The organism is Diaphorobacter oryzae DSM 22780, from assembly GCF_059568935.1.
Map to the genome: position 1 here is coordinate 366,959 of NZ_JCANUL010000003.1, position 19,583 is coordinate 386,541.

17 protein-coding genes and 1 pseudogene are annotated in these 19,583 nt (G+C 68.6%); 5 read left to right on the plus strand and 13 right to left on the minus strand.

The window, feature by feature from the left end; translation table 11 throughout:
• Nucleotides 1–3: 3 nt before the first annotated feature.
• The 5 genes from BP68_RS07815 to puuE form a co-directional block, all read right to left on the minus strand.
• Nucleotides 4–480, minus strand: a complete 477-nt coding sequence (locus BP68_RS07815) for a MarR family winged helix-turn-helix transcriptional regulator (protein WP_496370347.1) — start codon at nt 478–480, stop codon at nt 4–6.
• 95 nt (nt 481–575) lie between these two features.
• The gene (locus tag BP68_RS07820) at nt 576–2,882 is read right to left on the minus strand and encodes an NADP-dependent malic enzyme (RefSeq protein ID WP_496370349.1); all 2,307 of its coding nucleotides are present in this window, start codon (nt 2,880–2,882) and stop codon (nt 576–578) included.
• A 340-nt stretch (nt 2,883–3,222) separates the two neighbouring features.
• Nucleotides 3,223–4,497, minus strand: coding sequence for a M20 family metallopeptidase (locus BP68_RS07825; RefSeq protein ID WP_496370351.1), 1,275 nt, complete (start codon nt 4,495–4,497; stop codon nt 3,223–3,225).
• A gap of 20 nt (nt 4,498–4,517) precedes the next feature.
• Nucleotides 4,518–6,290, minus strand: a complete 1,773-nt coding sequence (gene uraD, locus BP68_RS07830; RefSeq protein WP_496370353.1) for a 2-oxo-4-hydroxy-4-carboxy-5-ureidoimidazoline decarboxylase — start codon at nt 6,288–6,290, stop codon at nt 4,518–4,520.
• A 72-nt stretch (nt 6,291–6,362) separates the two neighbouring features.
• Nucleotides 6,363–7,322 carry an allantoinase PuuE gene (puuE, locus tag BP68_RS07835; RefSeq protein ID WP_496370355.1) on the minus strand — a complete coding sequence of 320 codons (960 nt, stop codon included), beginning with the start codon at nt 7,320–7,322 and terminating at the stop codon, nt 6,363–6,365.
• Nucleotides 7,323–7,437: 115 nt separating this feature from the next.
• On the opposite strand from puuE, the gene BP68_RS07840 reads away from it, so the two are divergent.
• Together BP68_RS07840 and uraH are read left to right on the plus strand one after the other, a co-directional pair.
• Nucleotides 7,438–8,760 (plus strand): glycerate kinase type-2 family protein, encoded by a 1,323-nt coding sequence (locus tag BP68_RS07840; RefSeq protein WP_496370357.1) that lies wholly within the window; start codon nt 7,438–7,440, stop codon nt 8,758–8,760.
• Between the two features lie 84 nt (nt 8,761–8,844).
• Nucleotides 8,845–9,195 carry a hydroxyisourate hydrolase gene (gene uraH / locus BP68_RS07845; RefSeq protein ID WP_496370359.1) on the plus strand — a complete coding sequence of 117 codons (351 nt, stop codon included), beginning with the start codon at nt 8,845–8,847 and terminating at the stop codon, nt 9,193–9,195.
• Nucleotides 9,196–9,211: 16 nt separating this feature from the next.
• On the opposite strand, the gene BP68_RS07850 is transcribed toward uraH, so the two are convergent.
• Complete coding sequence (locus BP68_RS07850; RefSeq protein ID WP_496370403.1) at nt 9,212–9,685, minus strand: hypothetical protein; 474 nt, start codon at nt 9,683–9,685, stop codon at nt 9,212–9,214.
• 141 nt (nt 9,686–9,826) lie between these two features.
• On the opposite strand from BP68_RS07850, the gene xdhC reads away from it, so the two are divergent.
• Nucleotides 9,827–10,666, plus strand: coding sequence for a xanthine dehydrogenase accessory protein XdhC (gene xdhC, locus BP68_RS07855; protein ID WP_496370361.1), 840 nt, complete (start codon nt 9,827–9,829; stop codon nt 10,664–10,666).
• A 71-nt stretch (nt 10,667–10,737) separates the two neighbouring features.
• Here the strand turns inward: xdhC and BP68_RS07860 are convergent, their stop codons facing one another.
• From BP68_RS07860 to BP68_RS07890, 7 genes are all read right to left on the minus strand, one after another.
• Nucleotides 10,738–12,177, minus strand: a complete 1,440-nt coding sequence (locus BP68_RS07860; protein WP_496370363.1) for a DEAD/DEAH box helicase — start codon at nt 12,175–12,177, stop codon at nt 10,738–10,740.
• Between the two features lie 99 nt (nt 12,178–12,276).
• On the minus strand, nt 12,277–13,140 hold the full coding sequence (gene ypfJ, locus BP68_RS07865; protein ID WP_496370365.1) for a KPN_02809 family neutral zinc metallopeptidase: 864 nt from the start codon (nt 13,138–13,140) through the stop codon (nt 12,277–12,279).
• A gap of 165 nt (nt 13,141–13,305) precedes the next feature.
• Complete coding sequence (gene dcd / locus BP68_RS07870; protein ID WP_496370367.1) at nt 13,306–13,872, minus strand: dCTP deaminase; 567 nt, start codon at nt 13,870–13,872, stop codon at nt 13,306–13,308.
• An 88-nt stretch (nt 13,873–13,960) separates the two neighbouring features.
• Nucleotides 13,961–15,235, minus strand: a complete 1,275-nt coding sequence (gene guaD, locus BP68_RS07875; RefSeq protein ID WP_496370369.1) for a guanine deaminase — start codon at nt 15,233–15,235, stop codon at nt 13,961–13,963.
• 20 nt (nt 15,236–15,255) lie between these two features.
• The gene (locus tag BP68_RS07880) at nt 15,256–16,467 is read right to left on the minus strand and encodes a urate hydroxylase PuuD (RefSeq protein ID WP_496370371.1); all 1,212 of its coding nucleotides are present in this window, start codon (nt 16,465–16,467) and stop codon (nt 15,256–15,258) included.
• 272 nt (nt 16,468–16,739) lie between these two features.
• Complete coding sequence (locus BP68_RS07885) at nt 16,740–17,459, minus strand: LrgB family protein (RefSeq protein WP_496370373.1); 720 nt, start codon at nt 17,457–17,459, stop codon at nt 16,740–16,742.
• Nucleotides 17,459–17,833 (minus strand): CidA/LrgA family protein, encoded by a 375-nt coding sequence (locus tag BP68_RS07890; RefSeq protein ID WP_496370375.1) that lies wholly within the window; start codon nt 17,831–17,833, stop codon nt 17,459–17,461. Before BP68_RS07890 ends, BP68_RS07885 begins: the two co-directional genes overlap by 1 nt.
• A gap of 217 nt (nt 17,834–18,050) precedes the next feature.
• Between BP68_RS07890 and BP68_RS07895 the strand changes: the two genes are divergently transcribed.
• Together BP68_RS07895 and BP68_RS07900 are read left to right on the plus strand one after the other, a co-directional pair.
• Nucleotides 18,051–18,278: a hypothetical protein gene (locus tag BP68_RS07895; RefSeq protein WP_496370377.1), complete on the plus strand. Its 228-nt coding sequence runs from the start codon at nt 18,051–18,053 to the stop codon at nt 18,276–18,278.
• A gap of 749 nt (nt 18,279–19,027) precedes the next feature.
• Nucleotides 19,028–19,144, plus strand: a pseudogene (locus BP68_RS07900) (DUF1153 domain-containing protein); the annotation flags it as partial.
• Nucleotides 19,145–19,583 lie beyond the last annotated feature (439 nt).

Genomic DNA, 19,583 nt, shown 5'->3' on the forward strand with positions numbered 1-19,583 from the left:
GCATCAGTCCTTGCGCTGGGCCGTGGCGATGCGCGCCTCGATCTGCCCAAAGGCCTGCAGCAGGGTGTGAGCCGTGGCGTCGTCCAGGTCGGCCAGCAGCGTGTCCTCGATGGCGGCCAGACGCTGCTGGATGCTGCGGGCCGTACGCTTGCCGGCGGTGGTGAGATGCACGAGCTTGATGCGGCGGTCGCTCGCATGGGCCTGGCGTTCGACCAGGCCCTGGGCCACCAGCGCGTCCAGCAGGCGCACCAGGCTGGAACCGTCCAGCCCCACGGCCGCCGCCAGCTCGGTCTGCGAGATGCCGTCGCCCAGGTGGAGCAAATGCACCAGCGGCGTCCAGACGGCGTCGCTCAGGCCCTCGGCGGCCAGTTGGGTGTCGAGCGTCTTGCGCCAGCGCCGCCCCAGGCCCACCAGCTGCACCCCCAGCAGGCGCTTGGGGTCGGTGGGGAGGGAGGCATCGGAGGAGGCATGGGCTGGCATGTAGTTATTTTGGCAAATTATTTGAATTCAAATGATTTATCCAAAAGAAAGGCCGCATGCCCGTTGCAGGCATGCGGCCCCGCTGCGCCAGGCGCTTACTTGCGGCGCGCGGCGCTGCTGGCGACGGCCAGGGCCGTCATGTTGAGCACGCGGCGCACGGTGGCGGCCGGCGTCAGGATGTAGGCCGTGCCGGCCGCGCCCATGAGGATCGGGCCCACGGTCACGCCGCCGCTGGCGGTGGTCTTGAGCACGTTGTAGAGGATGTTGGCGGCGTCGATGTTCGGGCAGATCAGCAGGTTGGCCGAGCCGGTGAGCGTGGCGTCGGGCAGGTAGGCGCTGCGGATCTTGGGGTCGAGCGCGGCATCGCCGTGCAGTTCGCCGTCGCACTCGATCTCGGGGTGGCGGGCCACGAACAGGTCGCGCGCCTCGCGCATCTTGCGGGCCGAGGCGCGCTTGGACGAGCCGTAGCTGGAGTGCGACAGGAAGGCCACCTTGGGCGGAATGCCGAAGCGGCGCACCTCCTGCACCGCCGCCCAGGCGATGTCGGCCAGCTCTTCGGCCGAGGGGTTCTCGTTCACGTAGGTGTCGGCGATGAACAGCGTGCCCTGGTTGGTCATCACCGCATTCAGCGCGGCGTACTGGGCCACGCCGGGCTCGCGCCCGAGGATGCTGTGGATGCGTTCCAGGTGCGTCTCGTAGGTGCCCACCAGGCCGCAGATCATGGCGTCGGCGTCACCCAGCTTGACCATCAGCGAGGCGATGATGGTGTTGGAGCGGCGCACCGCCGCCTTGGCCACCTCGGGCGTGGCGCCGTCGCGTTTCATGAGCTGGTGGTAGTGCTCCCAGTACTGGCGAAAGCGCGGGTCGTCGGAAGGGTCGCAGATCTCCACGTCCTTGCCCGGCTGCATGCGCAGGCCGGCCTTGTCGATGCGCGCCTGGATCACGGCCGGGCGGCCGATCAGGATGGGGCGGGCAATGCCGTCGTCGATGGCGATCTGCGCCGCGCGCAGCGCGCGCTCGTCCTCGCCGTCGGCGTAGGCCACTCGCTTTTGCTCGGCGGGCAGGGCTTTGGCGGCGTTGATGACCGGGCGCATCAGCATGCCGGTCTGGTAGACGTAGCGCGACAGGCTTTCCTTGTACGCCTCCATGTCGGTGATGGGGCGCGTGGCCACGCCCGACTCCAGCGCGGCCTGGGCCACGGCGGGCGCGATCTTCAGGATCAGGCGCGAGTCGAACGGCGTGGGGATCAGGTAGTCGGGGCCGAACGACAGTTCCTTGCCGGCGTAGGCGGCGGCCACTTCCTCGCTGATGTTCTCCTTGGCCAGCGCGGCGATCTGGCGCACGCAGGCCAGCTTCATGGCCTCGGTGATCTTGGTGGCGCCGCAGTCGAGCGCGCCGCGGAAGATGTACGGGAAGCACAGGACGTTGTTGACCTGGTTCGGGTAGTCCGAACGGCCCGTGGCGATGATGCAGTCCGGGCGCACGGCCTTGGCCAGCTCGGGGCGGATTTCGGGCTCGGGGTTGGCCAGCGCCAGGATGATGGGCTTGTCCGCCATGGTCTTGACCATGTCGGCCGTGAGCACGCCGGGGGCCGAGCAGCCCAGGAACACGTCGGCGCCGTTGACCACGTCGGCCAGGGTGCGGGCCTCGGTCTTCTGGGCGTAGCGGGCCTTGGACTCGTCGTAGCCGCCGGGGCGGCCTTCGTAGATCACGCCCTTGGAGTCGACCATGAAGACGTTCTCGCGCTTCACGCCCAGGCCCACCATCACGTCCACGCAGGCGATGGCGGCGGCGCCGGCGCCCGAGACGGCGACCTTCACCGCGTCGATCTGCTTGCCCACCAGCTCCAGGCCGTTGAGCAGCGCGGCGCTGGAGATGATGGCCGTGCCGTGCTGGTCGTCATGGAACACCGGGATGTTCATGCGCTTGCTCAGCTCGCGCTCGATGTAGAAGCACTCGGGCGCCTTGATGTCTTCCAGGTTGATGCCGCCCAGCGTGGGTTCCAGCGCGGCGACGATCTCGATGATCTTGTCGGGGTCGCGCGCGTCCAGCTCGATGTCGAACACGTCCACACCGGCGAACTTCTTGAACAAGCAGCCCTTGCCCTCCATCACCGGCTTGCCGGCCAGCGGGCCGATGTCGCCCAGGCCCAGCACAGCCGTGCCGTTGGTGATCACGCCCACCAGGTTGCCGCGCGAGGTGTAGTCGAACGCCTTGGCCGGGTCGGCCTGGATGTCCAGGCAGGGATAGGCCACGCCGGGCGAGTAGGCCAGCGACAGGTCGCGCTGGTTGGACAGTGGCTTGGTCGGCGTCACGGCAATCTTGCCGCGGGTCATGTTGCGGTGGTACTCAAGCGCGGCTTCGCGCAGGGCGGCTTCGGCGGCGGTCAGGGGCTGGGTCATACGAAAGTGGTACTACAGATGCTCTAGGTAAAACGCCGGGCTAGCTTACTTGATGCTGACGCCAGGGCGGACGTTCGGCATGCAATAGGCGTGCTCGGTACAAGACCAAAACGCCCCGGCTCCTTTCGGTGCTCGGGGCGTGTGCCTTCGGATGGAAGGCCGGGGCGGCGGGATGCTCTGTGCGCATCGGCCGCCGGTGGCGCCGACAGCCGCAGAGGTGTCGCGGCTGGCGGTGCGGAAAAACGTTCAAATCCACGGTGGTGGCGTATGCCCCGCAGGATACCGGATTCGGGCCGGGTTGGAACCGTGCGGGGTATCCGCGGGGCGGCGGTGGCGGCGCTCAGCCCAGCAGGTCGGCCAGGCTGCGGGCGATCACCTGGGTGGCGCGGCGCAGGTCTTCCAGCTCGATGCGCTCGTCCGCGCGCTTGGCGTGCGACTCCAGCACCGTGCGCGGGCCGGCGCCGTAGATCACGCCGGGAATGCCGCGCTGCCCGTACAGGCGCACGTCGGTGTACAGCGGCGTGCCCACGGCCGGAGGCCTTTCGCCGAACACGGCCGCGCCATGCTTCTGGATGACGTCCACCAAGGGCTGGCTGCCTGCCAGCGGCGTCATGGCCTGGGCCAGCAGCAGGCGCTTGATGTCTGCGCGCACGGCGTCTTCGCCAGCGTAGCCGCGCTGGGCGTTGAAGGCGTCCACGGCCTGGGCGATCACGGTGCGGATGCGGGCCTCCACCTCGGCCGGGTTCTCCTCGGGGATCATGCGGCGGTCCAGCCTGAGCACCACCTTGCCCGGGACCACGTTGGTGTTGGTGCCGCCCTCGATGCGGCCGATGTTCAGGTACGGATGGGTGATGCCCGGCATCTGGGACAGCACCTGCCGGTACGCCACGTTCTCGGCGTACAGCGCGTTCATGAGGGCCACGGCGCCCTGCAGTGCGTCCACCCCGGTGTGCGGCACGGCGGCATGGGCCATCTTGCCGTGCACGGTGACCTCCATCTGCAGGCAGCCGTTGTGGGCCGTCACCACCTCGTAGCTGAAGCCGGCGGCCACCATCAGGTCGGGCTTCGTCAGGCCGTTCTTCAGCAGCCAGCCGGGGCCCAGTTCGCCGCCAAACTCCTCGTCGTAGGTGAAGTGCAGTTCGATCGCCCCTTGGGTCGGCCTGGCCACGGCCTCCAGCGCGCGCACGGCGAAGGTGAAGGTGGAAAAGTCGCTCTTGCTCACGGCCGTGGCGCGGCCGTACATCTTGCCGTCCACGATCTCGGCGCCGTAGGGGGCGTGCGACCAGCCCTCGCCGGGGGGCACCACGTCGCCGTGGGCATTGAGGGCGATGGTGCGGCCCGAGCCCGCGGGGCCGTAGGGGCGGCGCACGATCAGGTTGGTGATGGACTGCATGCCGTAGTCCTTCACCTCCTGCGCTGGCACGGCGTGCTTCTCGGCCTTGAAGCCGAACGCCTGGATCAGTGCGGCCGTGCGCTCGGCATGCGGCGCGTTGTCGCCGGGCGGCGTGTCGGTGGGCACGCGCACCAGCGCCTGCAGGAACTGCACCTGTTCGTCAAAGTGCTGGTCGATCCAGGCGTCCAGCGCGGCGTAGGTGGCTTGGCGGTCTTGGGGCATGGGGGCTTTCGGGGGCGGGGTCAGGCGTGCGACGCCAGTTGCTGCAGCACATGGCTGAAGGCGTCCACGGCCAGCTGCATGTCGTCGCTGGTGGTGGATTCCAGCGGGTTGTGGCTGATGCCGGCGTTGAGTCCGCGCACGAACAGCATGGCCTGGGGCATGATTTCGTGCAGCTTCATGGCGTCGTGGCCGGCGCCGCTGGGCATGCGGAACACGGGCAGGCCCAGTGCGGCGACGGCCTTTTCCCAGCGCTGCTGCCAGGCGGGGTCGCTGGGGGCGGCGGCCACCTGCATGGATAGTTCGGCCTTGGACTGCAGGCCGCGGCGCAGGGCGATCTCGTCCAGCTGGGCCAGCACGTCGGCCACCATGGCGTCGCGCTGGGCGTCGGTGGGGGCGCGCATGTCCATGCTGAAGCTGCATTTGCCGGGCACCACGTTGATGGAGCCGCCAGGCACCTGCAACATGCCGATGGTGGCCACGCTGTCGCCGTCTTGCGCGGCGCGCTGTTCCATGTACAGGGCCAGCTCGGCCACGCCCAGCGCGGCGTCGCGGCGGCGGTCCATGGGGGTGGTGCCGGCGTGGCTGGCCATGCCGTGCATCTCGCACACGTAGCGCACGCCGCCGTTGATCGAGGTGACCACGCCCAGCGGAATGTCCAGCTCGTTGAGCACCGGGCCCTGCTCGATGTGCACCTCGACGAAGCCCAGGTACTGCGCCGCATCGCGCTTGAGCTGGGGAATGTCGTCGATGCGCAGGCCGGCCTGCCGCATGGCGTCGCGCATGGCGATGCCGTTGGCGTCCTTCTGGTCCAGCCATTCGGGCTTGAAGGCGCCGATCAGCGCGCCCGAGCCCAGAAAGGTGGCCTTGTAGCGCTGGCCTTCCTCTTCGGCGAAGGCCACCACTTCGATGCCGAAGGGCAGGCGCCTGCCGGCGCGGTGCAGCTCGCGCACGCAGGCCATGGGCACGAAGATGCCCAGGCGCCCGTCGTGCTTGCCGGCGTTGCGCACGGTGTCGTAGTGGCTGCCGGTCATCAGGTACCGGGCGCCGGGCGTGGCCGGGTGGTAGCGGCCCACCACGTTGCCCACGGCGTCCGTCTGGACGTCGTCGAAGCCGCAGTCGCGCATCCATTGGCCGATGTCCGCGGCGCAGGCGCGGTGCGCATCGGTCAGGTAGGTGACGGTGAGCTGGCCCTTTTCGGCAAAGCCGGGGTCCGAGTGCCGGGCCAGCTGTTCCTGCCAGTCCCAGACGTCGTTGCCCAGCGCGGGCGCATGGCCGAACCGGTCGTTGAGGCGGATCTCGGCGATGCGGTGGATGTTGCGGATGGCCTCGGCGCGCTCGAAGTCCGGGTGGTTGGCAAGGCGCCGCGCACAGGTATCGATGATCTCCTGCTTGCGCAGGCCGGCGCCGCGCGGGCCGCGCACGGCCAGCACGAAGGGAAAGCCGAAGCGGGCGTGGTAGTCGGCGTTGAGCTGCCGGATGCGCGCCAGCTCCTCGGGCGTGCACTGGGTCAGGCCGGCGGTGTGCTGCTCGCGGGTGGATTCGGCCGTGAGCGACTGGGCCGCCATGGCCTGGCCGGCCAGCTCCGGGTGGGCGCGGATCAGGTCCAGGCGGGCCTGCTCGGGCGCGCCGGCCAGCACCTGCACCAGGGCGTACTTGAGCTGGGCCAGCGAGGTGAAGGGGCGCCGGGCCAGCGCCGCCTCGGCGATCCAGGGGGAATGCTCGTACAGGCCGTCGAGCATGCGCGCGGCCTCGGCGGCGGATGCGGCGTTCAGTTGCTCCAGTGTCAGGGCCATGGGGTTTGTCCTTTTGCTATTAAAAAGTGAGCTATTTGCGCTTGTTGCATAAGCGCTGCGGTGCAATTTGATTCAAAGAAGGGGCGCTGGAAAGCGCTGCGCCCAGTGGCGCGCCAGGTCGATGCGGCGGCACACCCACACGTCGCCGTGGCTCTGCACATGGTCCAGAAAGCGCTGCAGCGCCGTGATGCGGCCGGGGCGGCCCAGCAGGCGGCAGTGCATGCCGATGCTCATCATCTTGGGCGCGTTGTCGCCGTCGGGCGCTCCTTCGGCGTACAGCGTGTCGAAGCTGTCCTTCATGTACTGAAAGAACGGGTCGGCGTGCGAGTAGCCCTGGGGCAGGGCGAAGCGCATGTCGTTCACGTCCAGCGTGTAGGGCACGACGAGCTGGTGGTGCGCGCTGCCATCGGTCTTCTGCACCTTCATCCAGAACGGCAGGTCGTCGCCGTAGTAGTCGCTGTCGTAGGCAAAGCGGCCTTCGTCGGCCACCAGGCGGTGGGTGTGGGGGCTGTCGCGGCCGGTGTACCAGCCCAGGCCGTGGTCGTTGTTCGTGCCATACAGCTCGCCAAAAATCTCCAGGCACTGCGCCATGTGGGCGCGCTCCACTTCTTCGGGCACGTTCTGGTAGTGGATCCACTTCAGGCCGTGGCAGGCCACCTCGTGACCTAGCTCGGCAAAGGCCTGGGCCAGCTCGCGGTGGCGCTGCAGCGCCGTGGCCACGCCAAACACCGTCAGCGGCAGGCCGCGCCTTTCGAACTCGCGCAGGATGCGCCACACGCCGGCGCGTGCGCCGTATTCGTAGATGCCGTCCATGCTCATGTGGCGCGCGGGGTAGGCGGCGGGGTTGAACAGCTCGGACAGGAACTGCTCGCTGGCCGGGTCGCCGTGCAGCACATGGTTTTCGCCGCCTTCCTCGTAGTTCAGCACGAACTGCACGGCCACGCGGGCGTTGCCCGGCCATTGCGGGTGCGGGGGCGTGCGGCCGTAGCCGGCCAGGTCGCGGGGGTAGGGGGCGGTGGCGTCGTAGGTCATGGCGGGGCGAAGGCGGGTGGCGGGCGTGCTGCGCCCGAGTTTATGGGGGCCGGGCGGCGCCGGCATCCGCAACTTCCGCAGGGCTTCCATAATCGGGCGCAGGAGACAACACCGCATGAACGTGACGCAGACAGAACCCTTCGCGAACCCCCAGGCCTTCCTGCTCGACCTGTACCGCGTGGCGGTGCAGCGCGCCCAGCCCCTGCACAGCATGGCCCGGTACCTGCCGCCCGTGCCCAAGGGCCGCACCGTGGTGCTGGGCGCCGGCAAGGCGGGCGGCTCGATGGCGCAGGCGCTGGAGGCGCTGTGGCCGCAGGACGCCCCGCTGTCGGGGCTGGTGGTCACGCGCTATGGCCATACGCCGCCCCGCCCGCAGGGCCTGCGCCAGCGTCTGGAGGTGGTCGAGGCGGCCCACCCCGTGCCCGACGCCGCGGGCCTGGCCGCGGCCGAGCGCGTGCTGGCGCTCACGCAGGGGCTGACCGCGGACGACCTGGTGCTGTGCCTGATATCGGGCGGCGGCTCGGCGCTGCTCACGCTGCCGGCCGATGGCCTGTCGCTGGAGGAGAAGCAGGGCATCAACCGCGCGCTGCTGGACAGCGGCGCGGCCATCGGGGAGATGAACTGCGTGCGCAAGCACCTCTCGCGCATCAAGGGCGGGCGGCTGGCGGCGGCCTGCGCGCCGGCGCGCCTGGTCACGCTCACCATCAGCGACGTGCCGGGCGACGCCCCCTCGGTGATCGCCAGCGGCCCCACGGTGCCCGACGTCACGACCTGCGCCGACGCCCTGGCCATTCTGGACCGCTACCGCATCGCCGTCCCCGCACCCGTGCGCGCCGCGCTGGAGGCCGCAGCACTGGAAACCCCAAAGCCCGGCGACCCCTGCTTTGCCGGCCAGGCGGTGCACATGATCGCCACGCCGCAGCAGTCGCTGGAGGCCGCGGCCCAGGCGGCGCGCGCGGCCGGGCTGGCGGCATACATCCTGTCCGACGAGATCGAAGGCGAGTCGCGCGAGGTGGGCAAGGTCCATGCCGCCCTGGCCCGAGCCGTGGCCCGCCAGGGCCAGCCGTTCGTCAGGCCGTGCGTGATCCTGTCGGGCGGCGAGACCACGGTCACCATCCGCCCGCGGCCCCCGGGTGCGCCCAAGGGACGCGGCGGGCGCGCGGGGGAGTTTTGCCTGGGGCTGGCGCAGGCGCTGCAGGGACAGGAGGGCGTGTGGGCGCTGGCGGCGGACACCGACGGCATCGACGGCATGGAAGACAACGCCGGCGCTCGCGTGGCGCCGGACACGCTGGCGCGCGCTGCCGGCAAGGGCCTGCGCATCGACGGGCATCTGGACCGCAACGACGCCTACGGCTACTTCGAGGCGCTGGGCGATTTGATCGTCACCGGGCCCACGCACACCAATGTGAATGATTTTCGTGCGCTATTGATTTTGTAGCTAATTGCGCTTTATGGGTGGGCGCTGTGGCCTGATTTTGTTTGAATTTCGTGGCGGCCGGCCGCCGCCTTCCAGGAGACTTCCATGGGCTTGAGCACCCACGTCCTCGACACCATGCACGGCTGCCCCGCGGCGGGCATGTCGGTCGCGCTGTATGCCACCGCCGGCGACCAGGCCACGCTGATCAAGCGCCTGGTGCTGAACCACGACGGCCGCACCGATGCGCCGCTGTTCGACAACGCCAGCCTGCGCCCGGGCACCTACCGGCTGACCTTCGACGTGGCCGCGTACTTCAAGGCCCGGGGCGTGGTGCTGCCCGAGCCCAACTTCTTGGATCGCGTGAGCCTGGATTTCGGCATTGCCCACGCCGACCAGCACTACCACGTGCCCCTGCTCGTGAGCCCGTGGAGCTATTCCACCTACCGTGGTTCCTGAGCACGCCGGCGTGCGCTCAGAGCTGGCCCTCGGTCAGCGTGTCGAGCTGAAAGCTGCCCGACTTGTCCCACAGCCAGGTGTCGGTGTAGGTCACGCGCTGCATGCGCGCGGGGACGGGGAAGGGGGCGGCGGCGCGCACCGTGCGCTCGATCTCGGCCACCACCTCGGGCGCGTGGCGCGGCGCGCGCATCCAGCGCAGGGTCGTCACGCGGCCGGCGCGGTCGATGTCCACCTCCAGCACGCCAATGGCGTACAGCAGCGGCGGCAGCTTGCCCTTGTAGATGCGCTGCGCGTTCAATCCATAGAGGTGGCTGGCCGCATCCTGGCGGTAGGCGCGCGGCGTGGCGGCCGCCGAGGTGCGTGCCGATCCCTTGGACGCCGGCACGGGGCCGGTGATGCGCGAATCCGCCCCGGGGGGCAGCGAGTCCTGCGGCGCGGGCGCCTCGGGCGCGGACTTGCAGGCGGCGACGATGGCGGCCACCGCCGCCATGAGGCTGGCGGGCAGCCAGAAGGGGCGCTTGGCGCGCCGGGGAGCGTCGGATGGCTGCTGGGGCATGGTCGGTGTCGCTATGCTGTACCTGCTGCGCCGCGCATCCGCGGCACGCTGCTTGTGGATTGGAGGTGAGTGCGAGTGACGGCGTTGGAATGTCTGCTCAAGCGCATCCAGTCCGCACCCGCGTGCCTGGTGACGGTGGAGTCTACCCAAGGCTCGGCGCCGCGTGAACCTGGCGCCTGGATGGCTTTGTGTGCGGGCGAAACAGAGCCGCTGGGCACCATCGGCGGCGGCCACCTGGAGCTGCAGGCCATGCACGAGGGGCGCGCACGCCTGGCCGACCACCTGGCCGGCCGCCCGGCCAGGCCGCCGCTGGTGCGCCATGCGCTGGGCCCGGGCCTGGGCCAGTGCTGCGGCGGTGTGGTGCACCTGCGTTTCGAGTGCGTGGGCGCGGCCGACGCGCCGGCCCTGCGCGCGCGCCTGCAGCCGTGCCTGCATCCGGTGGCGCTGTTCGGGGGCGGCCATGTGGGGCATGCGCTGGCGCGGGCACTGGCGCCGCTGCCGTTTGCGCTGCACTGGATCGACAGCCGCGACGGCGTGTTCCCGCCGCTGGTGGATGCGGGCACCGTCTGCGAGCAGTCGGAGCCGGTGCAGGCTGCCGTGCCCGGCTTGGCGCCGCGCTCCTTCGTGCTCATCATGAGCTTCAGCCATGCCGAAGACCTGGACATCGTGGCCGCCTGCCTGGCGCGCCAGCGCGAGCGGGGCGATCTGCCCTTCATCGGCCTGATCGGCAGCCGCAGCAAGTGGGCTGCCTTTGCCCGCCGCCTGCGGGCGCGTGGTTTTGGCGAGGCGGAACTGGCGCAGGTGACCTGCCCGATCGGCGTGGCAGGCATCAAGGGCAAGGCGCCCGAGGTGATCGCCGTGGCCGTGGCGGCGCAGCTGCTGCAGAGGCTGGAGTCGATCACCGCGCCGGGTTGATGCCCGCCGCCGGGGGCATCACGGCATGGGCAGAGCGCCGAAAGCGCTTGCCCGGATTACCGGGTGGACGGCTAGGGCTGCGGTGCCTTGAACAGGGCCGCCACCTTGCGCTTGGGCTTGATGTTGGCGGAGATGCTGCCGCGTGCCGCGCCGGCCTTGGGCGTGATTTCCCAGCTGGCCGAGCCGTCGCTGGCGGCACTGGCTTCATAGGGCTTGTCGAAGAACGGGTCGCGCGCTGCGGCCGGGGCCGAGCGGTAGGAGCCGCGTTCACGCTCGCGCTCGCGTGGGGCGCGCGGCGATGGCGCGCTGCCTTCCGCGCCCTCGCGCCAGGTGCGGCGGCCGTCGTTGAAGCGGCCGCGCGGGCGCTCGTCGTCCAGTTCCAGCGCCTCCAGCTCGATCTTCTTCTTGATGAGCTTCTCGATGTCGGCCACCAGGCGCGTATCGCTGCTGGCCACCAGCGTGACGGCCAGGCCCGAGGCGCCGGCGCGACCCGTGCGGCCGATGCGGTGCACGTAGTCCTCGGCGTTGAAGGGCACGTCGTGGTTGAACACCGCGGGCACGTCCTTGATGTCCAGGCCGCGCGCGGCCACGTCGGTGCACACCAGCAGGTCCACGTCGCCGCTCTTGAAGGCCTCCAGCGCCTTCAGGCGCTCGTCCTGGCTCTTGTCGCCGTGCAGCGCGGCCGTCTTCAGGCCGTCACGCTCCAGGCTGCGCGCCAGGCGGGCGCAGCCGAGCTTGCTGTTGACGAAGATGAAGGCCTGCTTGAGGCCGCGCTCGGTCAGCACATGGCGGATGGCGCGGCGCTTGTCGTCGCCGTCCACCGAGAAGAAGCGCTGCTCGACCGTGGATGCGGTTTCGTTGGGGCGCGCGACCTCGATGGTGATCGGGTCTTGCAGGTAGCTGCTGGCCAGGCGCTTGATCTCGGGCGAGAAGGTGGCCGAGAACAGCAGCGTGGTGCGCTGCTTGGGCAGGTAGCTCAGGATGCGCTGCAGGTCGGGCAGGAAGCCGATGTCCAGCATGCGGTCCGCCTCGTCGAGCACCACGTACTCGACCTGGTTGAGCACGGCGTTCTTGGCCTCGATGTGGTCCAGCAGCCGGCCCGGCGTGGCCACCAGGACCTCGACGCCCTTTTTCAGCTCGATGGTCTGCGGCTTCATGTCCATGCCGCCGAACACCACGGTGCTGCGCAGCTTGGTGTACTTGGCGTACAGCGCGATCTGCTGGGCGACCTGGTCGGCCAGCTCACGCGTGGGCAGCAGCACCAGGGCGCGCACGGGGTGGCGCGCCGGCGAGGCCGAGCTGTTTTCATGCTTGAGCAGGCGCTGCAGCAGCGGCAGCGAAAAGGCCGCCGTCTTGCCGGTGCCGGTCTGCGCTGCGCCCATCACGTCCTTGCCGGTCAGCACGACGGGAATCGCCTGAGCCTGGATGGGCGTCATGTTCTCGTAGCCCATGTCGGCCACGGCGCGCTTGAGAGGCTCTGCCAGCGAGAGGGTGGAGTAGGGTTGTGTCATCAGACCGCTATTGTCGCATTGCAGCAGAAACGGGGACCGCTTCCGGGGCGTTCGCCCGGTTTGTGCCGCTGGAGAAGTGCGCCGATGCGCGTACTGTGTCTACAGCGCCTGCGCGTTGAACGTGTCGCAGGCCTGCACGCTGCCGGTCTTCATGCCCTGGGTGAACCAGCGCATGCGCTGGGCGCTGGAGCCGTGGGTGAAGGCGTCGGGGCGCACGGTGCCCGTCTGCTGGCGCTGCAGCGTGTCGTCCCCGATCTGCTGGGCCGCGTTCAGGGCGGATTCGATGTCGCTCTGGTCCAGCCAGTTCTTGGCCTGCTGCGAGTGGCGCGTCCAGATGCCGGCGTAGCAGTCGGCCTGCAGTTCCAGGCGCACCGAGAGCGCGTTCTGTTCGCGCTGGCTGACGCGCCCGCGCATGCTGTCCACCTTGCCCGTGGCGCCCAGCAGGGTCTGTACGTGGTGGCCCACCTCATGGGCGATCACGTAGGCGCGGGCGAATTCGCCGGGCGCGCCCAACTGGCGGCTCAGGGTGTCGAAGAAATCCATGTCCAGATAGACCTTGTGGTCGCCGGGGCAGTAGAACGGCCCCATGGCGCTTTGCCCCGTGCCGCAGGCCGTGGGCGTGGCGCCGCGAAACAGCACCAGCTTCGGCGCGCGGTACTGGGCTCCGCCTTGCTGGAAGATCTGCGTCCAGACATCCTCGGTGGATGCCAGCACCGTGGAGACGAACGCGGCCTGGCGGTCGCCCTCGGGCGGGCGCTGCGCGGGCCCCTGCTGCACCTGAGGGGCGCCGCCGCCCGACAGCACGCCGATGGTGGTGAGCGGGTTGATGCCGAATACGCCCCAGCCGATCAGCGCCAGCACCACCGTGCCGATGCCGATGGAGCGGCCGCCCACGAAGCCGCCGCCGCCTCCGCTGCGCCGGTCTTCGACGTTGTCCGATTCGCGATTACCTTCCCATTTCATGGGCCTTCTCCCGTGTGCGCCATGCGCCGATTGCGAATGGTACGCCCGCCACCAGCGCGTACGCCGTCCCAACGCATGCCCGGCACTTTCGGACGCGAAGTTCAACAAATTTCACATTTGTGTGGCGCCCGGGCCGCTCACCGGGCAGCGGCACGCCCCTGGCGCTCAGGCCTTGGGCAGTGTCACGCCGTGCTGGCCCTGGTACTTGCCGTTGCGGTCGCGGTAGCTGACCTCGCACTGCTCGTCGCCCTGGAAGAACAGCACCTGGGCGCAGCCCTCGCCCGCGTAGATCTTGGCAGGCAGCGGCGTGGTGTTGCTGAACTCCAGCGTCACGTAGCCTTCCCACTCGGGCTCGAACGGCGTGACGTTGACGATGATGCCGCAGCGCGCGTAGGTGCTCTTGCCCAGGCACACGGTGAGCACGTCGCGCGGGATGCGGAAATACTCCACCGTGCGCGCCAGCGCGAAGCTGTTGGGCGGGATGATGCAGTAGTCGCCCTCGAAGTCGACGAAGCTCTTTTCGTCGAAATTCTTCGGGTCCACCACGGTGCTGTGGATGTTGGTGAAAACCTTGAATTCGCGCGCGCAGCGGATGTCGTAGCCGTAGCTGCTGGTGCCGTAGCTGATGATCTTGCGGCCGTCCTGCTCGCGGATCTGGCCGGGCTCGAACGGCTCGATCATGCCGTGCTGCTCGGCCATGCGGCGGATCCATTTATCGCTCTTGATGCTCATGGGGTACTCCTGGCGCGTATTCTAGGGTACGCAATGCTATATAAATTGTAGCTATTGACGCTTTGTGCGCGGGCGTCAGGGGCATATTTCATGCAATAACCGTGCGTTCAACCAGGCGATCGTCGCCCAGCACGATCAGGGCGAACAGCAGTTCGTCCAGGCTGGCCGCGTCGCCCGTGCGGCGCGCCAGCAGCGGCGTGGCGCCGGGGTGGAGCACCACGAAGTCCGCCTCGCAGCCCGGCTGCAGGTTGCCCACCACGCCCGCCAGGCCCAGTGCGCGCGCGGCGCCGGCCGTGTGCTGCCACCACAACCGCTGGGGCGACAGGCTCAGGCCGGGCTTGGCATGCCCCTCGCGGCCCACGTAGTAGGCGGCCAGCATGGTGCGAAAGGGGCTGAAGCTGGTGCCGCCGCCCACGTCGCTGGCCAGGCCGTAGCCCATGCCCGCGCGGTCGGCGCCCGCGCTGTCGAAGAAGCCGCTGCCCAGGAACAGGTTGCTCGTGGGGCACACCGCCGCCACGGCGCCGCGCTCGCGCATGAGGGCGCGGTCGTCGTCGTCGAAGTGGATGCAGTGCGCGTACACCGCGCGTTCGCGCAGCAGGCCGGCGTCGTCGTACACACCCAGGTAGCTGCGGGCGGCGGGAAACAGCTCCCGCGCCCAGCGGATCTCGTCCCGGTTCTCGGCCACATGGGACTGGATCCACACGTCCGGGTAGCGCGCGGCCAGCGCGCCCGCGCCGCGCAACTGCGCCTCGGTGCTGGTGGGGGCGAAGCGCGGCGTGATGGCGTAGCCCAGGCGGTCCCGGCCATGCCAGCGGTGGATCAGTGCCTCGGTGTCGATGAGGGATTGTTCGGTGTCGTCGCGCACGCCGTCGGGCGAATGGCGGTCCTGCAGCACCTTGCCCGCGATCAGGCGCAGGCGCCGCGCCTGTGCCTCGGCCATGAGCGCGTCCACCGAGCCAGGGTGGGAGGTGGCGAAGGCGAGCGCCGTGGTCACGCCGTTGCGCAGCAGCTCGTCCAGAAAGAAGCGCGCCACCGCGCTAGCGTAGGCACCGTCGGCAAAGCGCGCCTCGTGCGGAAAGGTGTAGCGCTCCAGCCAGGGCAGCAGGCCGTCGGCGGGCGAGCCGATCACGTCCGTCTGCGGATAGTGCACATGCATGTCCACGAAGCCCGGCGCAATGATGCGGCCCGGCCAGTGCGTCACGGGCAGGTGGGCGTAGCGGGGGTGCAGCACGCTCCAGGCACCGGCGGCCAGCACGCGCTGCACGCCACGCGCATCGGGGGCGACGGCCAGCAGCCCGTCCTCGTCGTATTGGGCCGTGCCGTCGTCGGCAAAGCGCAGGAGCGCGGATCGGTAGAGGTGCATGGCCTGGGTTTCCATTGCGCTCAGGGCGACACGGGTGCGCCGGCTTCGTACCAGCGCCTGAAGATGTCGCGCTCTGCGTCGGACAGTGCGCCGGGGTTGCCGAAGGGCATCTTGCGCAGCTGCACCACCTGCTGGTAGATCTGCTGCGCATGGCCTTGAATGTCCTGCGGGGTGTCGAACCTGACGTTCTTCTGCGCGACGGTGTTGGCGCTGTGGCAAACCACGCAGTGCTGCTGCAGGATGGCGCGCACCTGCCCGTAGCCCGCCGCGGCCTGGGAAGCCACGGGCACGGCCGCAGCCTGGGGCGCGGGCTTGAGCCACGCCACCACGCCCAGCAGCACGGCCACGCCCACCGCCGCGTAGGGCCACGGATGGGGGTTGCGGCCCAGCTTGTAGCCATGGCGCATCACGAAGAACTGGCGGATGGCCGCGCCCGCGAACATCATCAGGATCAGCACCAGCCAGTTCAGCGCATGGTTGTACAGCCAGCCGTAATGGTTGGACAGCATGGCGAACAGCACGGGCAGCGTGAAATAGGTGTTGTGCACGCTGCGCTGCTTGCCGCGCTGGCCGTGGATAGGGTCGACCGGCTGGCCGGCCTTCAGGGCCGCCACCACCTTGCGTTGGCCCGGGATGATCCAGAAGAACACATTGGCGCTCATCGCGGTGGCCAGCATGGCGCCCATGAGCAGGAAGGCCGCCTGGCCGGGGAAGAGGCGGCAGGCCAGCCACGCCGCTGCGCACACCAGCACCAGGACCAGGGCGCCCACGATGGCGTCGCCGTTCCTGCGCTGGCCGAACAGGCGGCAGATGCCGTCATACAGCAGCCAGAACACCACCAGAAAGGCCAGCGCCGCCGCGATGGCCATGGCGGGCGACAGGAGGGGATAGGCCGGGTTCACCAGATAGATGCCGGCATTCCACAGATACGACACCGTGAGCAGCGCAAACCCGCTGAGCCAGGTGGTGTAGCTTTCCCAGAAGAACCAGTGCAGATGGTCCGGCAGCCTGGGCGGAGCCACGTTGAACTTGACCGGGTGGTAGAAGCCACCGCCGTGCACGGCCCACAGCTCGCCGTTCACGCCCTGCTTCTTCAGGTCGTCATCGACCGGCGGCGTGAGGCTGCTGTCCAGGAACACGAAGTAGAACGACGAGCCGACCCAGGCAATGGCGGTGATGACGTGGAGCCAGCGCAGCAGCAGATTGGCCCAGTCGAGAAGATAGCTTTCCATGGACTCTCAACCTCGATAGCGCGCACGGGCGCCATCTGCAATCTGCTCACCACGGCGGGCGCTCTGAGCAGGAACACGACAGGCCGCGCACCTTGGCGCACAACCGCCGGGGCACCGCTGCGACCAAGGGAGATCAGTATGGCCGTGCCGAGCCGCTCCCGCCTGCAAGGCACATCGCCGGGAACTGTTCAGCATGGACCGAAGTGTATGCATAATGCGCTGGCGTGCGCCGGTGGAGCGTGTTGCGAGGGGGCGCCCCCGTCGGGGCGTGGCTACACGGGCAGCAGGGCCACGCACAACGGCACCAGCAGCGCCGTGGCCACGCCGTTCAGGCTCATGGCCAGTGCCGCGAAGGCGCCGGCCACCGGGTGCACCTGCAGTTCGCGCGCGGTGCCGATCGCGTGGGCCGTGAGGCCGATGGCGAAGCCCCGCACGGCGGGATTGCGTACGCGCAGCAGCCGCAGCAGCGGCCCCGCCATCACTGCGCCTGCAATCCCTGTGATGGCCACGGCCACAGCCGCCAGCGAGGGCAGGCCGCCCATGCGCTCGGCCACGGGCAGGGCGATGGGCATGGTGGCGGACTTGGGTGCCAGCGACATCAGCGTCTCGCGCGTGCCCCCGAGCAACCAGGCCAGCAGCAGGGCCGAGACGATGGCCGCCGTGCAGCCCGCGAGCAGGGCGCAGCCGAGCGGGCGCCAGAGCTGGCGGATGCGCTCGCGCTGCGCGAACAGGGGCACGGCCAGGGCCACGGTGGCGGGGCCGACCAGGAAGCTTAGCAACTCCACTCCCCGGCTGTAGGTGGCGTAGGGCGTTCCCGTGGCCAGCAGCACGGCCACGATGGCCACCACGGCCGTGAGCACGGGAATGAGCAGCGGGTGCGCGCCACTGCGCCGGTACAGTGCCAGTGCGCCCACGTAGGCCAGCAGTGTCAGCACCAGCCAGGGCAGGGGCGTGCGGGCCAGCCAGGGGGCGAGGGCGTCCAGGGCTTCCATCAGGACTGATCCGTTTGGCCGCAGGGCCGTTTTTCAGGCGCATCGCGCAGCAGCCAGCGCAGCGTCCAGGCTGTGACCAGCAGCGTGACGGCCGCCCCGGCAATGCAGGCCACGAGGAAGGGCAGCCATTCGCGTGCGATGCGGTCGAAGTGCAGCATCACTCCCACGATGGCGGGGATGAACAGCAGCATCATGTTCTGCAGCAGCCCGCCTGCCGTGCGCTCCAGCGGTTGCGGCACCCGGCCAAGCGCAAGCAGCGCCACGAGCAGCAGCAGCATGCCGGCCAGTGCGCCAGGCAACGGCAGGTGCAGCAATCGCACGAGAAGCTCCCCCAGAAACTGGAAGGCGAAGAGCGCGGTAAGGGCGTAGAGCATGGGGCAGAAAAGAGGCGGCGCAGGGGGGCGGTGTGCCAGGGAGGGGAGCGCGATCATCGCCCATCCCGCAAGGTATGTGCTGGCCCTTGGGTGATTGGCCGATTGCGCGCCGTGATCGGCAGGAATACCCTGCTACCCACGCGGTGCCGGGCACGATCGGATTCCTGCGGAACGGGGGCGGCGCCGCGCAATCCAATCCGTACAAGGAGAACCTGTCATGGCCACTGTTCAACCCCTCTACCATGCGCCGACATTCGAGCCTACCGTGGATGAGATCGCCACGCTCAAGCAACTCGAGATGGGTCAGGCCCTCGGCGTGCCCGACGCGCTCAAGCACCATCTCTCGGGGCGCCTGCTGGAGTGGGGCTACATCGGCAAGTCGCCGACCGGGCAGTTCAGCATCACCGAGAATGGCCGCAAGCTCATCAAGCGCCAGGACAACTGACGATGCGACAGGGGCCCGGGCTTGAGACTCGCCTTCGTCCTACGTGCCTTCGCCGCACGGGCCTTTAAGGTATGCACCAGCGACAGCAGCCGGATGTGCAGGCACCGCGTGTCTTGAGGCCGCGGTGGATGGCGGTGGCAACGGTCTTTCGCGGGTAGCGCCTATTGCTGGCGCTCCAGCGCAAGGCGCGGTGCTGACGCCGTGGTTGGATTCATGCCGCGCCTTGGCTTGGCAAGGCCTGCTTCCCGTGGCTATGGCCTGCGGGTGCTGGCAGGCGCCACGCAGGGACGCGGAGAATACAGCCGGCCCTGCCCACCGCCGCACGCATTGGCAGCGTTCCGGTGGACAGAGCATCCGCCGGGCTCTGTGCTTCGATTGGCGAAGCACGGCAGGCAGGCACAACCGCATTGCCGCTGCCCTGTCGGGACAGGCACGAGTAGCCAGCGAGGAGGCCGCATACCATGGGTCACAGCATCGCATCCACACCCCGCCAGCCGGCGGATCAGCCCGTGGAGCCCGACATTCCGGCGCCACCGCCCGAGCCAGCGGACACACCGCCCCATGCGGCTTGTTGAAGCCTGCGCCATCCAGCCCCATCCATGGGGCTTTTTCATGCCTAGGGCGCGGGATGTGCTGCTGTATTGACCCAGTATTTCTGCTCAGGCGTTAACGCTGGCGGAAACGACGATGAGCAGCCTGATGGGATACGAGATCAAGCAGAGCGCTCTGCGAAGTAAGTCGTTGGGTTCAAAGAGCAATACGAGAGACAACTGTGCGAACTGAAGGAGGCCTATAGAGAGGCCATGCTGGAGCTGCGTGCGCGAAAAAAGCGGGCTTCCTTGCTGGGTAGCGAGGACGAGAAATGATCCCCGGCCTTCAGCAGGGACTGGCTGACTAAGGCTTTGCTGATGAGGCGATCTGCGGTGAAAGCTTCAGATTGGCAAATGAGGCGAGTTCTTTGCAGCAAAAAGGGGAAGGTAAAAAATTCCTCTGCCTTGAGTTGATTCGGTGCTTAAAACCGGTATAGAATTCAAGGCTTCGCTGCTGAGGCGGTCTGCGATGAAAGTTGCAGATTGGTGAATAAAGCGAAAAGGCCGAAAGGCCACAAAGTTTGACAGGTCTTTTAAAACTGTGTTAGAATTCAAGGCTTCGCTGATCGCAGCAAAGCTAGAAAGTCAGAAAAAATTTTGGCTTTTGGTTCATTAAAAACATACAGCCGATAAGCGTGGGCGTTTGATGGCGGGTGCCAAGTTCTTTGGAACTATCAAACGCTCATGAGAATAGAAGTGAAGTTCACTTCAATTC